Origin of the sequence: Variovorax endophyticus (genome assembly GCF_025376855.1) — a bacterium.
In the GTDB taxonomy this organism is placed as follows: domain Bacteria; phylum Pseudomonadota; class Gammaproteobacteria; order Burkholderiales; family Burkholderiaceae_C; genus Variovorax.
The window spans coordinates 97,363-116,577 of the sequence record NZ_JAHUTH010000003.1; the positions used below are offsets into that span (position 1 = coordinate 97,363).

General features: G+C 71.8%; 19 protein-coding genes. 9 read left to right on the forward strand and 10 right to left on the reverse strand.

Annotation, left to right across the window (positions count from 1 at the left end; translation table 11 throughout):
* Positions 1 to 37: 37 nt before the first annotated feature.
* Positions 38 to 1,945: a sigma-54-dependent Fis family transcriptional regulator gene (locus KV106_RS05140; protein WP_261206754.1), complete on the reverse strand. Its 1,908-nt coding sequence runs from the start codon at positions 1,943 to 1,945 to the stop codon at positions 38 to 40.
* A gap of 235 nt (positions 1,946 to 2,180) precedes the next feature.
* On the opposite strand from KV106_RS05140, the gene adh reads away from it, so the two are divergent.
* The 5 genes from adh (at position 2,181) to KV106_RS05165 (ending at position 6,908) form a co-directional block, all read left to right on the forward strand.
* Positions 2,181 to 3,701, forward strand: a complete 1,521-nt coding sequence (gene adh / locus KV106_RS05145; RefSeq protein ID WP_057597438.1) for an aldehyde dehydrogenase — start codon at positions 2,181 to 2,183, stop codon at positions 3,699 to 3,701.
* Between the two features lie 80 nt (positions 3,702 to 3,781).
* A complete protein-coding gene (locus tag KV106_RS05150; protein ID WP_057597437.1) occupies positions 3,782 to 4,171 on the forward strand; it encodes a DUF779 domain-containing protein in 390 nt (129 codons plus the stop codon).
* 119 nt (positions 4,172 to 4,290) lie between these two features.
* Entirely contained in the window at positions 4,291 to 5,637 is a 1,347-nt protein-coding gene (locus KV106_RS05155) for a DUF2325 domain-containing protein (RefSeq protein ID WP_261206758.1), read from the forward strand.
* 22 nt (positions 5,638 to 5,659) lie between these two features.
* Positions 5,660 to 6,583: a LysR family transcriptional regulator gene (locus tag KV106_RS05160; protein ID WP_261206760.1), complete on the forward strand. Its 924-nt coding sequence runs from the start codon at positions 5,660 to 5,662 to the stop codon at positions 6,581 to 6,583.
* Positions 6,584 to 6,698: 115 nt separating this feature from the next.
* Positions 6,699 to 6,908: a TOBE domain-containing protein gene (locus tag KV106_RS05165; protein WP_057597434.1), complete on the forward strand. Its 210-nt coding sequence runs from the start codon at positions 6,699 to 6,701 to the stop codon at positions 6,906 to 6,908.
* Positions 6,909 to 6,935: 27 nt separating this feature from the next.
* Here the strand turns inward: KV106_RS05165 and KV106_RS05170 are convergent, their stop codons facing one another.
* The 3 genes from KV106_RS05170 to KV106_RS05180 all read right to left on the reverse strand — a co-directional run bounded on the left by KV106_RS05170 (position 6,936) and on the right by KV106_RS05180 (position 8,435).
* Complete coding sequence (locus KV106_RS05170; protein ID WP_057597433.1) at positions 6,936 to 7,403, reverse strand: ASCH domain-containing protein; 468 nt, start codon at positions 7,401 to 7,403, stop codon at positions 6,936 to 6,938.
* Between the two features lie 124 nt (positions 7,404 to 7,527).
* Positions 7,528 to 7,668 (reverse strand): hypothetical protein, encoded by a 141-nt coding sequence (locus tag KV106_RS05175; RefSeq protein WP_261206764.1) that lies wholly within the window; start codon positions 7,666 to 7,668, stop codon positions 7,528 to 7,530.
* A 164-nt stretch (positions 7,669 to 7,832) separates the two neighbouring features.
* Complete coding sequence (locus KV106_RS05180; protein WP_261206766.1) at positions 7,833 to 8,435, reverse strand: LuxR C-terminal-related transcriptional regulator; 603 nt, start codon at positions 8,433 to 8,435, stop codon at positions 7,833 to 7,835.
* 95 nt (positions 8,436 to 8,530) lie between these two features.
* On the opposite strand from KV106_RS05180, the gene KV106_RS05185 reads away from it, so the two are divergent.
* The 3 genes from KV106_RS05185 (at position 8,531) to KV106_RS05195 (ending at position 11,428) form a co-directional block, all read left to right on the forward strand.
* Positions 8,531 to 9,331, forward strand: a complete 801-nt coding sequence (locus KV106_RS05185; protein WP_057595048.1) for a CoA transferase subunit A — start codon at positions 8,531 to 8,533, stop codon at positions 9,329 to 9,331.
* A 1-nt stretch (position 9,332) separates the two neighbouring features.
* Positions 9,333 to 9,971 (forward strand): 3-oxoacid CoA-transferase subunit B, encoded by a 639-nt coding sequence (locus KV106_RS05190; RefSeq protein WP_057595049.1) that lies wholly within the window; start codon positions 9,333 to 9,335, stop codon positions 9,969 to 9,971.
* A 77-nt stretch (positions 9,972 to 10,048) separates the two neighbouring features.
* On the forward strand, positions 10,049 to 11,428 hold the full coding sequence (locus KV106_RS05195) for a CoA transferase (protein ID WP_261206772.1): 1,380 nt from the start codon (positions 10,049 to 10,051) through the stop codon (positions 11,426 to 11,428).
* Here the strand turns inward: KV106_RS05195 and KV106_RS05200 are convergent.
* Genes KV106_RS05200 through KV106_RS05220 form a run of 5 tightly spaced genes read right to left on the reverse strand, consistent with a single transcriptional unit; the run spans position 11,425 to position 17,034 of the window.
* Positions 11,425 to 12,591, reverse strand: a complete 1,167-nt coding sequence (locus KV106_RS05200; protein WP_261206774.1) for a pyridoxal phosphate-dependent aminotransferase — start codon at positions 12,589 to 12,591, stop codon at positions 11,425 to 11,427. The two genes, KV106_RS05195 and KV106_RS05200, sit on opposite strands and share 4 nt — an antisense overlap.
* Before the next feature lie 55 nt (positions 12,592 to 12,646).
* Positions 12,647 to 13,828 (reverse strand): enolase C-terminal domain-like protein, encoded by a 1,182-nt coding sequence (locus tag KV106_RS05205; protein WP_261206776.1) that lies wholly within the window; start codon positions 13,826 to 13,828, stop codon positions 12,647 to 12,649.
* 13 nt (positions 13,829 to 13,841) lie between these two features.
* Complete coding sequence (locus KV106_RS05210) at positions 13,842 to 14,825, reverse strand: Bug family tripartite tricarboxylate transporter substrate binding protein (RefSeq protein WP_261206778.1); 984 nt, start codon at positions 14,823 to 14,825, stop codon at positions 13,842 to 13,844.
* Between the two features lie 33 nt (positions 14,826 to 14,858).
* Positions 14,859 to 16,106, reverse strand: coding sequence for an aminotransferase class V-fold PLP-dependent enzyme (locus KV106_RS05215; RefSeq protein WP_261206780.1), 1,248 nt, complete (start codon positions 16,104 to 16,106; stop codon positions 14,859 to 14,861).
* A complete protein-coding gene (locus tag KV106_RS05220) occupies positions 16,087 to 17,034 on the reverse strand; it encodes a dihydrodipicolinate synthase family protein (RefSeq protein WP_261206782.1) in 948 nt (315 codons plus the stop codon). The genes KV106_RS05215 and KV106_RS05220 overlap by 20 nt, the downstream gene beginning before the upstream one ends.
* A gap of 176 nt (positions 17,035 to 17,210) precedes the next feature.
* Here KV106_RS05220 and KV106_RS05225 point away from each other — a divergent pair, with 176 nt between their 5' ends.
* Positions 17,211 to 18,179, forward strand: a complete 969-nt coding sequence (locus KV106_RS05225; protein ID WP_261206784.1) for a LysR substrate-binding domain-containing protein — start codon at positions 17,211 to 17,213, stop codon at positions 18,177 to 18,179.
* On the opposite strand, the gene KV106_RS05230 is transcribed toward KV106_RS05225, so the two are convergent.
* Entirely contained in the window at positions 18,176 to 19,075 is a 900-nt protein-coding gene (locus KV106_RS05230; RefSeq protein WP_057595057.1) for a LysR family transcriptional regulator, read from the reverse strand. The genes KV106_RS05225 and KV106_RS05230 overlap by 4 nt on opposite strands.
* Between the last annotated feature and the right edge of the window lie 140 nt (positions 19,076 to 19,215).

Genomic DNA, 19,215 nt, shown 5'->3' on the forward strand with positions numbered 1-19,215 from the left:
AAGGCGTGGCGCGCGCGGGGAATCTACCTGCCGCCGTTCAATCCGCCGGCCGCCGGCCGCGCTCGCGCGCCAGGTGCCGGTAGACCGTGCTGCGGTGGATGCCGAGCCGGCGCGAGGCCTCGGCCACGTCGTGCCCGCAGTCCTGCAGCGCCTGCGCGATCGCCTGGCGCGTGATGGTCACGAGCGGCGGTGGGCTGCCGAAGGCGGGGTTCGCACCGTCCCGGACGGAGGCGGCCGCCGTCGCGGGCGTCGCGGGCATCGCGCGCAGGCTCGCCGGCAGCGCATCGACCCCGACCGCGTCGCCGGGCTCGGCCAGCGCGACCATCGAGCGCAGCACGCTGCGCAGTTCGCGCACGTTGCCGGGCCAGGGGCAGGCCGCGAGCGCCTCGAGCGCCTCGTCCTCCAGCCGCAGCTCGCGCGCGGCGCCGCCCGATTCGAGGAACAGCCGCGCGATCAGCGCATGCCGGTCGGCGCGCTCGCGCAGCGGCGGCAGCGCCACGGTGAAGCCGGCCACGCGGTACATCAGGTCGGCGCGAAAGCGACCGGCCGCCACCAGCGCCGGCAGGTCGCCGTGCGTGGCGCAGGCCAGGTCGAAATCCACCGCCACGCCCTGGCCGCCGCCGAGCGGGCGCACCGTGCGCTCCTCGAGCACGCGCAACAGCCGCGTCTGCAGTGCCAGCGGCATCTCCGCGATCTCGTCGAGAAACAGCATGCCGCCATGCGCCTCGCGGATGCGGCCCGGCGCGCCGCGGCGGCGGGCGCCCGTGAAGGCGCCGTCCTCGTAGCCGAACAGCTCGGCCTCGATCAGGGTCTCCGGCAGCGAGGCGCAGTCGACCGCGACGAAGGGCCCCGCGCTGCGCCGGCTCGCGGCATGCAGCCGGCGCGCGAACACCTCCTTGCCACTGCCGGTCTCGCCGTTCACCAGCACCGGCACGCCCTGGTTCAGCACCCGTACCGCGCGCTCGAGCAGCGGCTGCACGTCGTCGGGCGGCGGCGCGGCGGCCGAATCCTCGGGCGTCCATTGGCGCCGCGCGCCGCGCGACAGCGTTTCGCCGGGCCGGGTCGAGCGTTCGAGCACGGTCGCGATCTGGCGGCCGCCCGGCAGCGTGAGCAGGCTGCGGCGGCGCTCCATGCGTGCCCAGTCGCGGCCGAGAAAGGTGGCGGCATCGAGGTCGAGCAACTCCTGCCACGAGCGCCCGAACAGCTCGAGGGCCACGTGGTTGGCCGCGACGATACGGCCGTCGGCGATCACCATCAGGCCTTCGCGCGCGGTGCCGATCAGCGAGGGCCGCGGATGGAAGCGCAGCAGGTGGCCGCTGGCCTCGCTGAGCATCATGCGGTGGCCGACCTGCTGCGCCGCCATGCGCACCAGCCCGAGCGCATGGCTGTTGACGCGCACCGTCTCGCCCGAGATGTCGAGCGCGCCCGCGACCTCGCCGCGGCCGGTGAAGATCGGCGCCGCCGCGCAGCCCAGCGTGCCGTTGCGCGCCAGGTAGTGCTCGCCGCCGAGCACCATCAGCGCCTCGCGCTCGGCCAGCGCGGTGCCGATGGCGTTGGTGCCGCGCTGGTGCTCCGACCAGCCGGCGCCCGGCCGCAGCGCGAGGCGCTCGGCCTTGGGCAGGAAGTCGGGGCTGCCGATCTCGTCGAGGATCAGGCCGCTGGCGTCCGACAGCACCACCACGCAGCCGTTGCCGGTGGCGTGCTCGGCCAGCCCGTCGAGCTCGGGCTGGGCGCAGTCGAGCAGCCGCATCGCCTGCTCGCGCCGCTCGCGCAGCAGCGCCAGCGCCAGCGGCTCGCAGTCGCCGCCGCGCGGATCGACCGGCCGGCTGCGGCGCCACGAACGCGAGATGTGCGGCGCGATCCAGGGCTCCGGATCGCGGCCCTGCACGAAGAAGAGCTCCCGGGCCTGTTCCACCTGCGACGAGGGCGATTGCGAGTCGGTCATCCACGGCTCCAGTCGGTTCGGGGTGCGCGCCGGTTCGCACCGGTTCGCCTTTCGCGACATGCTAACCGTCGTGTTCGCACGGATATGTCGCAGATTGCGAAAGAAAACCCTTGCGACAGGGCCTTGCCCCGGGCCGGCATGCTGGGGATTTCACCGAGGCCGGCGGGTACGGGCCTTGCAGACCTTCGTGCGGGACGCCGCATGTCGCGGCGCCGTCAACGCAATGGAGACACGCATGGACATGCTCGAACCGGGCAAATTCGGTACCGCGGTGCCGTTCAAAAAGCGCTATGGCAACTACATCGGCGGCGAATGGGTCGCGCCGGTGGACAACCAGTACTTCGAGAACATCACGCCGGTGACCGGCCAGGTCTTCTGCGAGGTGCCGCGCTCGAGCGCCGCCGACATCGACCGCGCGCTCGACGCGGCGCACAAGGCCAAGGCCGCCTGGGGCCGCACCTCCACCACCGAGCGCGCGAACATCCTCAACCGCATCGCCGACCGCATGCAGGAGAACCTGGCCGTGCTCGCGGCCGCCGAGACCTGGGACAACGGCAAGCCGATCCGCGAGACCACCGCGGCCGATCTGCCGCTGGCGGTCGACCACTTCCGCTACTTCGCCTCCTGCATCCGCTCGCAGGAAGGCGGCATCAGCGAGATCGACCACGAGACCTTCGCCTACCACTTCCACGAGCCGATCGGCGTGGTCGGCCAGATCATCCCGTGGAACTTCCCGATCCTGATGGCGGTGTGGAAGCTCGCGCCCGCGCTCGCGGCCGGCAACTGCGTGGTGATCAAGCCGGCCGAGCAGACGCCGGTGTCGATCCTGGTGCTGATGGAGATCGTCGGCGACCTGCTGCCGCCGGGCGTGGTCAACGTGGTCAACGGCTTCGGCGTGGAAGCCGGCAAGCCGCTGGCCTCGAGCAACCGCATCGGCAAGATCGCCTTCACCGGCGAGACCACCACGGGCCGGCTGATCTCGCAGTACGCGAGCCAGAACCTGATCCCCGTCACGCTCGAGCTCGGCGGAAAGTCGCCCAACATCTTCTTCGAGGACGTGATGGAGAAGGACGACGCCTTCTTCGACAAGGCGCTCGAGGGCTTCGCGATGTTCGCGCTCAACCAGGGCGAGGTCTGCACCTGCCCCTCGCGCGCGCTGATCCAGGAGTCGATCTACGACCGCTTCATGGAGCGCGCGTTGAAGCGCGTGGCCGCGATCCGTCAGGGCAGCCCGCTCGAGATGGAGACCATGATCGGCGCGCAGGCCTCGAGCGAGCAGCTCGAGAAGATCCTCTCGTACCTCGACATCGGCCGGCAGGAGGGCGCGCAGGTGCTGATCGGCGGCGAACGCAACGCGCTCGGGGGCGACCTCAAGGATGGCTACTACGTGAAGCCGACCGTGTTCAAGGGCCACAACAAGATGCGCATCTTCCAGGAGGAGATCTTCGGCCCGGTGGTCTCGGTCACCACCTTCAAGGACGAGGAGGAGGCACTGGCGATCGCCAACGACACGCTCTACGGCCTGGGCGCCGGCGTCTGGAGCCGCGACATGAACCGCGCCTTCCGCATGGGCCGCGGCATCCAGGCCGGTCGCGTGTGGACCAACTGCTACCACCACTACCCGGCGCATGCGGCCTTCGGCGGCTACAAGCAGTCGGGCATCGGCCGCGAGAACCACCGCATGATGCTCGACCACTACCAGCAGACCAAGAACCTGCTGGTGAGCTACAGCGAGAACAAGCTCGGCTTCTTCTGATCCCCTGCCGCAAGGCACGCCCCGCGCGGCCCGAGACGGGACGCGCGGGGCGTTCGTGCATCCCCGAAGGAAGGCTTTCCATGACACAAGAAGTCCCGCGCGTGACCGCGACCGACGCGGCGCTGGCGCTGATCGACAGGCTTGCCGCGAAGCACGGCGCGCTGATGTTCCACCAGTCGGGCGGCTGCTGCGACGGCAGCGCGCCCATGTGCTATGCCCAGGGCGAGTTCATCGTCGGCGACTACGACCGGCTGCTGGGCCACATCGGCGGCATGCCGTTCTACATCAGCGGCCCGCAGTTCGAGTATTGGCAGCACACGCAGCTGATCATCGACGTGGTGCCGGGGCGCGGCGGCATGTTCTCGCTCGAGGGGCCCGAGGGCGTGCGCTTCCTGACCCGCTCGCGGCTGTTCACCGACGAGGAATGGGCCGTGCTCGAGGCGCGCGAGCGCGACGGCGTCAAGACCTGAGCCTGCCCGCGCCGCGGCAGCCTTCCGGCGGGCGAAAAGCCCGCCGCTTGGCTTTCGTTATGTTGCGTCGTATATTGCGGTGTCGTTTTCGCCAGACCGCGCCTTCGCGCGCCCCGCCGATGCAGCAGCCGCCTTTCCGCCTTCTCGCCGCCGCCGATGCCGCGCTCACGCGCGTCGATCGCGCCGATTCGCCGCTGCGCTATGCCGCCGTGGAATGCTGCGCCACGCCCGAACCCGAGGCGCCGGAGGCCGCCGTGGCCGGCCGTGCGAGGCTGGCGGACCTCGACCACCACCTCCATTGCTCGGTGATCGGCACCTGCCTGAGCACCGCCGAGCTGCGCAAGCTGATGGCGCGCTTCGCCGACGTGAAGGGCGCCAGCGACCTCGACATCCATCACGACGCGGTGCGGCTGACCTCGCACGAGCCGCAGGTCGCGAAGGCGCTGCAGAAGGCGCTCGACCACCGGCATGCGCCGGCGCTGCAGCGCACCGCGAAGCTGGCCGATGCCGAAGCCCTGACCGCCTACTGGGACGAGTCGCTGCACCAGGGCGAGGTGCCCGGCGCCTACTGGGCCGTGCTGACGCACCGCAAGACCACGCCCGCGCTGCGCCAGCGCGTGTTCGGCGACGTCCACATGCTCTCGCACCTGGTCGGCGCGGCCAATCGCGCCGACATCCGCCGGCTGGTGGCGCTGGAGCGCGACAACGCCGAGCTGCGCGAGAAGCTCGACCGCCAGCAGCTGCGCTCGCAGGAACTGGTGGAGGAGCGGGACCGGCAGATCGCGGCGCTGCGGCGCGAGCTGATCGAGGCCACGGCCGCCGCGGCCCCCGACCGGCAGGAGCGGGTGGAGGCGACCGACCGGAGCGAGAAGGCGGCCGCGCTGATCGCGCTGCAGACCGCGCGCCGCGAACGCGCCGAACAGACCGCCGCCGCCGCGCAGGCCGAGGCGGCGCAGCTCGCCGAGACGCTCGAGCATCTGCGCCGCCACACCCAGGCGCTGGGCCGCGAGCTCGGGGCCGCCGAGCTGCAATTGCGGCTCAACGCGGGCGATGGCGGGCGCAACGACCAGTTGGCGCAGCTCGACGCGCAGCTGCAGGGTCGCCGCATCCTCTACGTGGGCGGGCGGCCCAGCACCTATCCGGCGATCCGCGACCTCGTGTTGCGCCATGGCGGGGAATTCCGGCGCCACGGCGGCGGCCTCGAGGACCGCGCAGGCCTGCTGGCCGCGGCCGTGTCCTGGGCCCACGTGGTGGTCTTTCCGGTCGACTGCATCGACCACGAATCGGTGGACAACCTCAAGCGGCTGTGCACGCGCCAGCAGGTGCGCTACCTGCCGCTGCGCAGCGCGGGCATCGGCTGCTTCGCCGCGGCCTTCTCGGGGCCGGCGGAAGGCACGCAGGCACAGGGCGAGGGCAGGGAGGACGGACCGTCCGGCACGTCGCCGATCTGCCCGCGGCACGGCTGAGCCGGGCGCGCGCCTCGCCCCGATGTTCATCCGCCAGCTGAACTACGTCGTCGCGCTCGCGCGCGAACAGCACTTCGGCCGCGCCGCCGCCGCCTGCAACGTCTCGCAGCCCGCGCTCTCGGGCGCCATCCGCAGCATCGAGGAAGAGCTGGGCGTGGTCATCGTGCAGCGCGGCCGGCGCTTCGAGGGCTTCACGGCCGACGGCGAGCGCGTGCTGGCCTGGGCGCGCCGCGTGCTCGCCGACTGCGAGGGCCTGCGGCAGGAGGCGCGCGCCGGCGGCAACGATCCCGTGGGCGTGCTGCGCATGGGCGCGATCCCGGCCGCGCTGCCGCTGGTGCCGCGGCTCACGCAGGACTGCCTGCGCCGGCATCCGCGGCTCAAGCACGAGGTCTACACGCTGTCGGCCGCCGAGATCCTGCGCAAGATCGCCGACTTCGAGCTCGACATCGGCCTGAGCTACCTCGACGACGACCGGCTCGGTGCCTTCCAGACCCTGCCCGTGTTCCGCGAGCGCTATGTGCTGGTGGCGGCCGACGAAGCCATGTTCGAGGGCGCGGCCTCGATGTCGTGGTCGGATGCCGCGAGCCTGCCGCTGTGCCTGTTCACCACCAACATGCAGTGCCGCCGCGGCATGGACGCGGCCTTCGCCGCCGCCGGCGTGAAGGCCGTGCCGCAGGTCGAGACCGATTCGATGACGGTGCTCTACGCGCATGTGCGCCAGGCCGGCCTCTACGGCATCCTGCCGCACAGCGTGCTGTGCCTGGCCGAGGGCGCCGAGCAGCTGCGCTGGCGGCCGATGTCGCCGCAACTGCAGCGCGACATCGGCCTGGTGGTGCTGGCGCAGCAGCCGCATGGAGCGGTGCTCGATGCCGCGCTGCGCAGCTTTCGCGACCTCGACCTGCAGGGGTGGGTCGACGGGTTGCTCGGCGCGCTGCCGGCCTCCTGAAGCGCGCGGCGTACCGGTCCGTGCCGGGCCGAGGGCGGGCACGCTACCATGCCTCGCGCCCCGGCGACGCGCATCGCGGCCGCCCGGGGGCTTTCACACCCAACCAGGAGCATTCATGAAGATCAGCGCACGCAACGTCCTTTCGGGCAAGGTCATTTCCATCGTCCGCGGCCCCGTCAGCACCGAGGTCACGCTCGAGATCGCGCCGGGCATCCAGATCGTCTCGACGATCACCAGCAATTCGGCCGATTCGCTCAAGCTGGCCGAAGGGCAGACGGCCTATGCGGTGATCAAGGCCTCGAGCGTGATGGTCGGCACCGACTGAGGTGCCGCGGCGCACGGCGCGCATCGCTCAGTCGCGCCAGACCATCTCGAAGGTCTCGCACAGCACCGGCATGCGCATGTCTGGCGTGCGGCCGATGCGCTCGCACTCGCCGCTGAAGTACTGCCAGTGGCCTTCGCGCCAGTAGCGCAGCGAACCGTCGCCCTCGGCCTCGACCGCCGCGAAGTCCGCGCCGACCTCCTCGAAGGGCATCACCACCACCGCGCGCGTCTCGATCACGCACAGCGGCCGGCCGTGCCAGTCGGTCACCACACTGAGATCGCCGGGACGCGGCCGCGGGCGGCCCGTGGCGGCGAAGGACCATTCGAGGCTCGCGGTGCCGCGCTTGCGGCCCTCGAGCACGAGTTGCGCGAGCTCGGTGGCGCCGGCCTCGTTGTCGTCGAAGTGGAAGGCCTCGATGAAACGCCCGGATGCCTCGGCGCCGAGGGCCGCCTCGAAGCGTTGCCAGAAGGGAAGGATCTCGTCGGGAATCGCCATGCGCGTGCCTGCCAAAGGGCGCAGAGCATAGCGAAGAATGAGCGCTGAATGAGGGACGCCGTGGGCGCATCGTGCGATGCGTGGGGCGCGGCGCCCCTCGTTCAGCCCTGGCAAGGTGCCAGGGTCAGGCGCGCACGCCGAGCACCGACAGGATGACGGCGGCCAGCGTCAGCGCGACCGGTGCCTTGTGCACGGCGAGCACATGGGCATGCGCGGCCAGGCGCGATTGCAGAAGGGTCTTTTCGGAATGAAGGGCTGTGGTCATGAGACGACTCCTTGAACAGTGACGCGGACACCGTGTCCGCATGACTGCAACGATAGTCCTGCGACAGCGCCGTGGTTCGTGCCTTTCATCGACACGGCGTTTCCGTTTCGGCAACGATCGAAGGGAACCTCCGCGGTCACGGCGCGATCTGCGCGGCGCGCCGGTCAGCCAGCGATCAGCTTCTGCACCAGCTCCGCCGTGGTAGCGGCCGCGTACTTGCGCATCAGCCGCGCTCGGTGCAGTTCCACCGTGCGGTGGCTGATGCCCAGTGCCTTGCCGATCTCCTTCGAGGTCAGGCCGCGCATCACCTGGGCCGCCACCTCGCGCTCGCGCGGCGTGAGCTGGGCCTTGGTCGCGCGGCGCGAGCCCAGGTCCTCGAAGGTCCAGATGCCCGACTCGTGCGGGATGGCGCGGTTCATCGCATGGCCGGTGACATGGCACCAGAAGGTCTCGCCCGCGATCGCGCCGTGCAGGCTGCCGAGGCGGCGCATCATGCGGTTGTCGGCGTAGTGCCCGCTGGCATTCATGATCGGCTCCATGCGCTTGCCGATGCGCTCGAACTCGGCGAGGCTGGGGTAGAGGATGCTGAACGAATGCCCCACCAGCGCGGAGGGCGTTGCGCCGAAGATCTCGCACACGCGCCGGTTGCAGGCCACGATGGCGCGGTGGCGCGACACCACCATCCCGACCGGGGCGTGCTCGAAGGCCAGCCGGTAGTCGATGTCGGGCGTTGCCGCCTCAGCCTTGCGATCGGTCGTCTCCTGCATCGGGGGTCACCATTACGAAATACTACGTATGCGGGTACGTAGTATCGTTCAGGGCTTTCCCACCCACTCTCGACACAGCCAATCAAGGAGCACGAGTGAACAAGATCTATCCCTCCGCCGAGGCGGCGCTCAAGGGGGTCGTGGCCGACGGGCAGATGCTCGCGGTCGGCGGCTTCGGCCTGTGCGGCATTCCCGAGGCGCTCATCGACGCGCTCAAGGATTCCGGCGCGCAGAACCTCACCGTGATCTCGAACAACGCGGGCGTCGACGGCTTCGGCCTCGGCAAGCTGCTCGAGACGCGCCAGATCAAGAAGATGATCGCCTCCTACGTGGGCGAGAACAAGGAATTCGAACGCCAGTACCTGGCGGGCGAGCTCGCGCTGGAATTCACGCCGCAGGGCACGCTGGCCGAGAAGCTGCGCGCCGGCGGCGCCGGCATCCCGGCCTTCTTCACCAAGACCGGCGTGGGCACGCAGGTCGCCGAGGGCAAGGAACTGCGCGAGTTCGACGGCGAGACCTACGTGATGGAGCATTCGCTGGTGCCGGACGTGGCGCTGGTCAAGGCCGACGTGGCCGACAAGTCTGGCAACCTGCGCTTCCGCCTGACGGCGCGCAACTTCAATCCCGCGGCCGCGATGGCCGGCAAGATCTGCATCGTCGAGGTCGAGAAGATCGTCGAGGTGGGCGAGCTGGCCCCCGACGACATCCACCTGCCGGGCATCTACGTGCACCGCCTGGTGCTCAACGCCACGCCCGAGAAGCGCATCGAGAAGCGCACCGTGAGCGCCGGCGTGGATGCCGCGGCCGCCAAGGTCGAGGCCCAGACGGCCATCGCCCAGGCCGCCGCCGGCAGCGAAGTGCCGGCCAAGGTCGTCAACAAGAAAGAAGGAGCCTGAGATGCCCTGGACCCAAGACCAGATGGCGGCGCGCGCCGCGCAAGAGCTGGAAGACGGCTTCTACGTCAACCTCGGCATCGGCATCCCGACGCTGGTGGCCAACCACACGGGCACCAAGGAAGTCTGGCTGCAGAGCGAGAACGGCATGCTGGGCATCGGCCCGTTCCCGACCGAGGACCAGGTCGACGCCGACCTGATCAACGCCGGCAAGCAGACCGTCACCACGCTGCCGGGCTCGGCCATCTTCGGCAGCCACGACAGCTTCGCGATGATCCGCGGCGGCAAGATCAACCTCTCGATCCTCGGCGCGATGCAGGTGAGCACCCAGGGCGACCTCGCCAACTGGATGATCCCCGGCAAGATGGTCAAGGGCATGGGCGGCGCGATGGACCTGGTGGCCGGCGTGAAGCGCGTGATCGTGCTGATGGAGCACGTGGCCAAGAAGAAGGACGGTACCGAGGACTTCAAGATCCTCGAGAAGTGCACCCTGCCGCTGACCGGCGTGGGCGTCGTCGACCGCATCATCACCGACCTCGCCGTGATGGACGTGGTGCCCGAGGGCCTCAAGGTGATCGAACTCGCGCCCGGCGTGAGCTTCGATGCGCTGCAGGCCAAGACCGGCGCCAAGCTGATCCAGTAAGGCGAAGGCCGCAACGACGAACGAAGGGCAGGGCCGCGCGAGCGGGCCCTGCCTTTTTTCATTGGAGAGAACGAAAGATGAGCGCGAGCGACATCCTCCACGACCTCTGGCGCCAGGCCGGCCTGCCGGCCGACGCACTGCCGCTGGCGCGGCTCACGGGCGCCGACCCGGTGCTGCCGTCGTCCTTCGCGGTCGGCGCGGCGGCGCAGGGCAGCATCGCCGCGGCCGCGCTGGCGGCCTGCGAACTCGGCCATGCGCGCGGCGTGCCGCGCCAGGCGGTCGCGGTCGACATGCGCCATGCCGCGCTCGAATGCACCGGCTGGTTCAGCCTCGACGGCCGCGTGCCCGAGCTCTGGGACGCGTTCTCGGGCCTCTACCGCACCTCCGACGGCTGGGTGCGCATCCACGCCAACTTCGCGCACCACCGCGAAGGCGCGCTGCGCCTGCTGGGCCTCGATCCCGCGACGGCCGTGCGCGCCGATGCCGAGGCCGCGATGGCCGGCTGGCGTGCGCTCGACTTCGAGGAAGCCGCCGCCGCGCGCGGGCTGGTGGCCACCGCGCTGCGCCGCTTCGACGAATGGGATGCCACGCCGCAGGGCCAAGCGATCGCCGCGCAGCCGCTGTTCACCATCGAGCGCATCGGCGACGCGGCACCGCTTGCATTGCCGCCGCTGCGCGAGGACCAGCGGCCGCTCGCGGGCCTGCGCGTGCTCGACCTCACGCGCATCCTGGCCGGCCCGGTCGGCGGGCGCGCGCTCGCGGCCTACGGGGCCGACGTGCTGCTGGTCAACTCGCCGCGGCTGCCCAACATCGAGGCCATCGCCGACACCAGCCGCGGCAAGCTGTCGACGCACGTGGACCTGCGCACCGACGAAGGACAGGCGGCACTGCGCCGGCTGGCCGGCCAGGCGCATGTGTTCGTGCAGGGCTACCGGCCCGGCGGCCTCGAGGCGCTGGGCTTCGGGCCGGCGCAGCTCGCGGCGCTGCGGCCCGGCATCGTCTGCGTCTCGCTCACGGCCTATGGCACGCAGGGCCCGTGGGCCGGCCGCCGCGGCTTCGATTCGCTGGTGCAGACCGCTATGGGCTTCAACCAGGCCGAGGGCGAGGCGGCCGGCGACGGCAAGCCGAAGCCGCTGCCGATGCAGATCCTCGACGAGGCCACGGGCTACCTGATCGCCTTCGGCGCGGCCGCCGCGCTGCATCGACAGCAGCGCGAGGGCGGCAGCTGGCTGGTGCGGGTGTCGCTCGCGCAGACCGGCCACTGGCTGCGCGGACTCGGCCGCGTGCCCGGCGGGCTCGCCACGCCCAGGCCCGACATCGCGCCCTATGTGGAAACCGAGCCCTCGGGCTTCGGCGAACTCGCGGGCCTGCGGCACAGCGCGCTGCTCGCGCGCACGCCGGCTGCCTGGCCGCGGCCCTCGATGCCGCCGGGCAGCCACCCCGCGGAGTGGCCCTAGGCCCCGAGCGCCGCGCGGACCTTGTCGCCTAGGCCGCGCAGCCGCTCCACCGGCTCGTTCGAGAACACGAAGCGCAGGTACTGCGCGCCATGCGTCTCGCCCCAGCCCTGCATGGCGGTGGCGCAGACGCGCGCCTTCAGCAGCCGCTCGGAGAGAGTCTGGCCGTCGATGCCGAAATCGCTGGCGCGCAGCAGCATCGACCAGCCGCCGGCCGGCACGCCCACGGGCAGGCCGCGCAGTTCGTCGAGCAGCGTGTCGCGTCGCCGTTCCAGCTCGGCCACATAGGGCGCCAGCGTGCGCGGCGACTGCGCGAGCGCGGTGGCGACCGCGTCCTGCGCGATGCCCACCGGCACCACCACGTTGGCCAGCGACACCGCCACCAGGTCGGGCATGTAGCGCTCGGGCGCCACGGTCCAGCCCACGCGCCAGCCGATCATGCGCAGCTCCTTGGCCGACGAGCCCACGGTGATGGTGCGCTCGGCCATGCCGGGCAGCCCGGCCGGATGGATGAGCGCGCGGCCGTCGAACAGCAGCCGCTCCATCGCGGCATCGAGGATCAGCGTCAGGTCGTGCTGCACGCACAGCGCGGCGATCGCGCACCAGTCGTCGGCGTCGAAGAAGCCGCCCGAGGGCATCGAGGGCGACATCAGCAGCATCGTGCGCACGCGCGGGCCCACGGCGGCGCGCAGCGCCTCGCGGTCGAGCTTCCATTCGCCGCCGGGCGTGAAGCGAAACGGCACGTACTTCGGCGTGCCGCCCGCGAGCCGGATGCGGTTGAGCAGGCCGGCATAGGTCGGGTCGGTCACCAGCACCTCGTCGCCGACCTCCACCGTGGCCAGCAGGGCATTGAGGATGCCCGAGAGTCCGCCGGCCGAGATCACGCAATGGCGCGCCTCGTAGGCCACGCCCGAGAGCTCGGACACATGGCGCGCCGCGACCTCGCGCAGCCGCGCCTGGCCGACGAAGGGCAGGTAGCTGTTGTCCGCGTCCTCGGTGGCGGCGCGCACGGTGCGCGCCACGGCCTCGGCATCGGGCGGGATGTCGACGTCGAGGTTCTCGAGCCGCAGGAAGGGCGGGCCCTCGGCGTCGTCGGCGATGGCGCCCATGCGGTCGACGCCGATGCCGGCGATGTGGGTCAGGCGGGCGGGGCGGTGGCGTGGCATGCGGGCGTCTCCTGGCAGGCGTTGTCCGCGCATTCTGCGGCCGGCGCGCGCGCGTTCACACCCCCAGGCCGGCCGCGAGTTCGCGGAAGATGCGGTAGAGCGCGGGCTGTTCCTCGAAGCCGATGCCCGGCGCCTCGGGCAGGGTGGCGTGCCCGTTCTCGATCCGGACCTCGCGGCTGAAGCCGCCGAAGGGGCCGAACAGGCCCGGATAGGACTCCGCGCTGCCGAGCCCCAGCCCCGCGGTCGCATGCAGCGACATCAGGTTGCCGCCGTGCGGCACGATGTTCTCGCGCGCCACGCCGTGGGCCCGTGCCAGCGCCACGATGCGCTGCAGCTCGAGCAGGCCGTAGGCCAGCGGCGGATCGGGCTGCAGCACGACGCGGCCTTCGAAGCCGCCGTAGCGCAGGAAGTTGGCGACCTCCTCGCGCGAGAACAGGTTCTCGCCGCCGGCGACGGTGCCCGCATAGGCCTCGCTGACCGCGCGGTAGGTCTCGAAGTCGGCCGGGTCGCAGGGCTCCTCGAGCCAGCGCAGGCCGTAGGGCGCGATGGCGCGCGCGAAGGCCAGCGCCTCGTCGCGCCCGAAGGCGCAGCTCGCGTCGAGCGCCAGCCGCGCGCCCGAGCCCACCAGTGCCAGCACCGACTCGATGCGCCGCAGCTCGGCGGCCAGCGGCAGGCCGCCGGCCTTGATCTTGAGCTCGGTGTAGCCGGCATCGAGATGGCCGCGCACCTCGTCGCCGAGCCGGGCCAGGTCGTCGTGGTCGCGGTAGAAGCCGCCGCCCACGTAGCAGCGCACCGAGCGCGCGGGTTCGATGCCGGGCTCGCCCATGCGCTGGGCCAGCACCCGGTACAGCGGCAGGCCGCGCATCTTGCCGACGATGTCCCAGAGCGCGAGTTCCAGCGTGCCGACCGCCATCGAGCGCTCGGCATGGGCGCCGGCCTTCTCGCGCCGCAGCATCAGGTCGAGCGCGCGTTGCGGGTCGACGATGCCGCTGTCGGGGTCGTTGAGTTCCGCGGGCGTGGCGCGCAGCAGGCGCGGGATGAAGCGCTCGCGCAGCGGCCCGCCGCAGCCGTAGCGGCCGAAGGAGTTGAAGGCATGGCCGACGACGCGGCGGCCGTCGCGGAACTGGTCGGTGACGACGGCCACCACGCTGGCGGTGATCTCGCTGAAATCGATGCGCGCGTTGCGCAGCGAGGAGGCGATGGGAACGGTGCGTTCCGCGATGCTGACGATCTTCATGGGCGGTGCGGCCTCAATCGACCACGGCGCCGGTGCTCTTCACGATCGGCCCCCACTTGTCGTGCTCGGCCTGGATGAAGGCGCCGAAGCGCTCGGGCGTGCCGTGCACGGGCGCGCTGCCGAGCCGCGCGATCTGCTCGCGCACGGCGGGCGTGTCGAGCGCCTGGCGCGCGGCCTCGTTGAGCCGCTCGACGATGGCGCGCGGCGTGCCCGCCGGCGCCATCAGGCCGTACCAGGCGAGCGCCTCGTAGCCGGGCACGCCGGCCTCTTCCAGCGTCGGCACCTCGGGCAGCAGCGGCGAGCGCTGGCGGCCGGTGACGGCCAGCGCGCGCAGCCGCCCGGTCGCGAGGTTGGGCATGGCCGAGACCATGCTGTCGATCGCGAAGTCGATCTGCCCGCCCATCAGGTCGGTGGCCATCGGCGCCTGGCCCTTGTAGGGCACGTGCGTGAGCGTCACGCCGGTCATCGAACCGAGCAGCACCGCCGACAGGTGCTGCGGCGTGCCGTTGCCGGACGAGCCGAAGCTGTACTTGCCGGGGTTGGCCTTCAGCAGGCGCAGGAACTCCGCCGCGCTGCGCGCCGGATGCGCGTCGTTGACCTCGAGCACCAGCGGCACCGCCGCGAGCTGCACCACCGGCACCAGGTCCTTCAGCGGGCGATAGGGCAGCTTCGGATAGAGCCAGGGGCTGATCGCCAGCGGCCCGCTCGAGGACAGCAGCAGCGTGTAGCCATCGGGCTTGGCCTTGGCCACGACGTCGGTGCCGATGTTGCCGCCGGCGCCGACCCGGGCCTCGATCACCAGCGGCTGCCCGAGCGCGGCCTGCAGGCGCGGCGCGAGCAGGCGCGCGAGAGCGTCCGAGGGACCGCCGACCGGGTACTGGATGACGACGGTGATGGGCTTCGAGGGATAGGCCTGCGCGGCGGCCGGCGGGCTCGCGGCGACGGCGGCGAACAGCGCGAGCGCGGTGGCCAGGCGGGCGAGGGGATGGGTCTTCATGCGTGTCTCCTTGTTCTTCGTCGATGGAACGCGTCAGCGATGGACGCGGGAATTCGTGGTCTCGATCGCCTGCACGAGGCGCGCGATCTCGTCGTCGTCCGTGAGGTAGTGCGGCGTGAGCCGCAGCACGCCCGGCAGGCCCGCGGCCTCGAGCGCCCAGCGCGCGTGCTGCGGGCCGACGAAGGAGGCGTGGACGCCCGCGTCGGCGAGGCGGCGGACGAAGGCCGCGCCATCGCCGAAGGCCTCGGGCAGGCGGTAGGTCAGCAGCGCGCTGCGATCGGGCTGGCCGGCCTCGAGCGGCTGCCAGCCGAAGCGTTCCTGCAGTGCATGCGCGAGGCGCTGGCGAATCAGCGCGTTCCGTCGCGCGATGCGCGCCGGGTCGACCGCGAGCGCGTAGTCGCAGGCCGCGCCCAGTGCCAGCCGCAGGCCCGGATGGAACTCGTGGCGCTCGAAGCGCCGCGCATCGGACCAGGGCTGCAGGCGCTCGGCCTCCAGCCACTGCGCGCCGGCCACGTCGATAGCTTCGGGCGTGCCCAGCGCCTCGAGCGCGCGCTGCGACAGGCACAGCACGCCCGCGCCGCGCGGGCCGCGCAGCCATTTGCGCGCGGGGAACACCAGCACGTCGCAGCCGAGGGCCTGCATGTCGACCGGCCCCTGGCCCACCGCATGGCTGGCATCGAGGAACAGCAGGCCGCCATGCGCGTGCACGCAGCGCGCCACGCCGTCCATGGGCGTGGCCGCGCCCCAGGCGGTCGGTACGGCGGCGAGCGAGACCACGGGGCGGCGGCCGGCGGGTGCGTGGCGCAGCGCATGGTCCAGGCGCTGCGTCAGCGGCGTCGCACCGGGCCGCGTGCCGATCACCGAGAAGCCGAGCCGCCGCTGTTGCGCCGCGTTCAGCAGGTGGAGCGCGTTGGCGCCGTATTCGTCGTGGGTCGTGATTACGTGAGGGGCATGGGCGGCGCTCATCGCGGCGGCCCAGGCCTGGCTCGCGGAGCCCAGCAGCGCGACCTGGTGCGGTTGCGCATTGACGAGCCGCGCCACGCTGGCGCGCACCGCATGCAGCGCGTCCGCATGCCGCTCGGCGGCGCGGTGCGTGCCCAGCGCGCGCTCGGCCTCGAGCCAGGCCTGCCATTGCGCGTAGACGGGCTCGGGCGGCAGGCTCGCCGAGCCGTGCGCGAAGTGCGCGCCGGCGCCCCAGGCGGGCGTGTCGCGGCGCAGGCGCGTGAGCTCGGCTTCGGTGAAGGGCGCGGCCGCGACCGGTTCAGTGGCGATCGCCGGCATCGACGTCGAGTGCGGCGAGATCGAAAGCCTGGTCGCGCAGCGCCTGCCGCAGGGCCTCCTGCCGCTGCGCATCGAGCGCTTCGAGCGGCGGCCGCACGCGCGCCCATTGCGCATCGCCCGTGGCCATCGCGATGGCCGACTTCATGGCGGGAATCAGCGGATGGGCCGCGAACTTCGCGCGCACCGCGTTGAGCGCCGCCTGCCGCGCATCGGCATCCGCGTCCTGCCACGTCTCGAACAGGCGCACGATGGCGCGGGGATTGACGTTCGCGGTGGCCGAGATGCAGCCCGCGCCGCCGTGGCGCAGGGTGTCGAGCAGGAGGGTCTCGGTGCCCGCGAAGACGTCGAAGCCCGCGGGGCCGAACTGCGCGATGGTGCGCGCGGTGTAGTCCCAGTCGCCGCCGGTGTCCTTCATGCCGGCGACCGTGCCGGGGTAGCGTTTGAGCAGGCGCTCGACTAGCGCGTGGGAGAAGCCCACCTGCGCCACCGGCGGGATGTGATAGAGGTACAGCCGCAGGCCGCTGTCGCCGACCCGCTCGATCACCTCGCTGAAGAAGGCGAACAGGCCGTCGTCGGTGACGCTCTTGTAATAGAAGGGCGGCAGCGCCAGCACGCCGGCGCAGCCGTGGTCGGCCGCGCAGCGCGTGAGCCGCACCGCGTCGGCCAGCGAGCAGCTGCCGGTGCCCGGCAGCATGCGCGCGGCGGGCACGCCCGCGGCCACGGCCTGCCGCAGCAGCTCGATGCGCTCGTCGACCGAGAGCGAGTTGCCCTCGGAGTTGGTGCCGAACATCGCGAGCCCGCAGTCCTGCGCCACCAGCCAGCGGCACAGCCGCAGGAAGCGCGCGGCGTCGGGCTTCAGCGCGGCGTCGAAGGGGGTGAGGACCGGGGCGAGCACGCCGCGAAGGCGTTGGGGGGTCGAGGGCGGCATCTGGATTCCAGCAAGGGCTCGGGGTGCCGGAATTCTTGGGGCGCGAGGCCTTCAGCGGGTTGCCGATCGGGCGCCGGGTTTTGCGAAAGCCGCAAAGGATCCGGATGCCGGAGTGTCCAGGCTGCCGCCGAGCGAAAGTAGACTGGGGTGGCCGCCAACTTTTGAGAAAACCGCAAATGATCGACCTGGTCAGCCTGAAGGATTTCCTGGTCCTGTGCCACACGCGCAGCTTCAGCCGCGCCGCCGAGCGCTGCCATGTGTCGGTGTCGGGGCTGAGCCGGCGCATCCAGGGCCTCGAGCAGTGGATCGGTGCGCCGCTGTTCGACCGGCGCACCGCGGCGCTCGAGCTCACGCAGCCCGGCGAACGGCTGCAGGCGATCTCCTCCGAGGTGGTCTATGCGCTGGAGGGGTTGCGCAAGTCGATCAAGGCCGATGGCGAGGACCGCCAGCTGCGCATCCGCTTCGCGGCGCCCCACATCATGTCGGCCGTGTTCTTCCCCGACTGGGTGCCGCGGCTGCACAACGACTTCCGGACCGCCAAGTTCAGCGTCAGCTCCGACAACCTGCCCGAATGCTTCGAGATGCTGGCCGAGGGCTCGGCCGACTACGCGGTCGCGTTGTTCGACGAAGCCGGCGCGGTGGCCGCGCGCGCGGGCTCGGCCTGCGAGGCGGGCGACTGCCTGTCGCTGGAGCTGGGGCGCGAACGGCTGGTGCCGGTGAGCGCGCCGAATGCCGCGGGCGGGCCGCTGTTCGACCTGCGCGATCCCGGCGGTGCGCCCGTTTCCTTCCTCGGCTATGCCGAGGAATGCCACCTCGGCTGGTCGCTGGCGCCGCTGCTCGAGCGCCATGCCGAACTGCGGCTGCAGCGCCACCACGAGGCCAGCCTGACCGACGGACTGCGCTTCATGGCGCTGTCGCGGCTGGGCGTGGCCTGGCTGCCGCAGGCGCTGGTGCGCGAGGACCTCGATGCCGGGCGCCTCGTGCGGGCCGGCGGCACTTCGCTCGAGGTGCCGCTGCGCTTCATGCTGATGCGCCGGCGCGCGCCGCTGGCCGAGCAGGCCGAGCGGCTGTGGCGCCATCTGGGCGAGCTGGTGCGCGCCGACGCGCCCGCGCAGGGCGAGCCGGTCCTCGAGGGCGTGGCTTAGGCGCCCGCATCGGGCAGCAGCAGGTCGCGCTGCGCCTGCGCGGTCTGCTGCAAAAACTCCCAGGTCGCTTTCATGCGCGCGAGGTGCTTGGTCTCGGCCGGCATCGACATCCAGAAGGTGCGCGTGAAGTTCGCCTGGCCCGCGAGCACCGGCTGCAGGCTGCCGTCGCCCTCGGCCAGGAAGGCCGGCAGCACCGCGATGCCCGCGCCCGCGGCCACCGCGCGGTGCTGCGCCAGCACGCTGGTGCTGCGCAGCGCGAAGCTGTCGGGGCGGTGCAGTTCGTCGAGGTACTGCAGCTCCTTGCTGAACAGCAGGTCGTCGACATAGCTGATGAAGGTGTGGCCGCGCAGGTCCTCGCGCGTGGCGATCGGCCTGTGCGCCGCGAGGTAGGGCTTCGAGGCGTAGAGGCGCAGCGTGTAGTCGCTGAGCTTGGTGACCAGCACCGGTCCGCGCGCCGGCCGCTCGAGCGAGATCACGATGTCGGCCTCGCGCCGCGACAGGTGCACCAGCCGCGGCATCGCCAGCAGGTCGATGGTCAGCCGCGGATGCTGGCGCGCGAACAGCGCGAGCTGCGGCGCCAGCACCGCGGTGCCGAAGCCCTCGGTGGCGCCGATGCGCACCAGCCCCGACAGCCCTTCCTGCGAGGCCGGCGCCGTGCTCTCGACCGCGAGGAAGGCGCTCTCCATCGCCTCCACCTGCGGCTGCAGCCGCCGCCCGGCCTCGGTGAGCCGGTGCCCGCCGGCCTCGCGTGCGAACAGCGGCGCGCCGACCTCCTTCTCGAGCGCCTGGATGCGGCGCGCCACCGTCGTGTGGTCGACCTCGAGCCGGCGCGCGGCGCTCATCAGCGTGCCGGAGCGCGCGAGTTCGAGGAAATAGCGGAGGTTGTCCCAGTCCATCAGTTCTTTCTGAATGCGGGAACCGGACGCAGAGGACGCGAAGGTTCCGCGAAGGACGCGAAAGAAATCAAAAAAGTGAATTCGTTTTTTTTGCGCTCTTCGCGGAACCTTCGCGTCCTCTGCGTCCTTGTTCCTGTGTT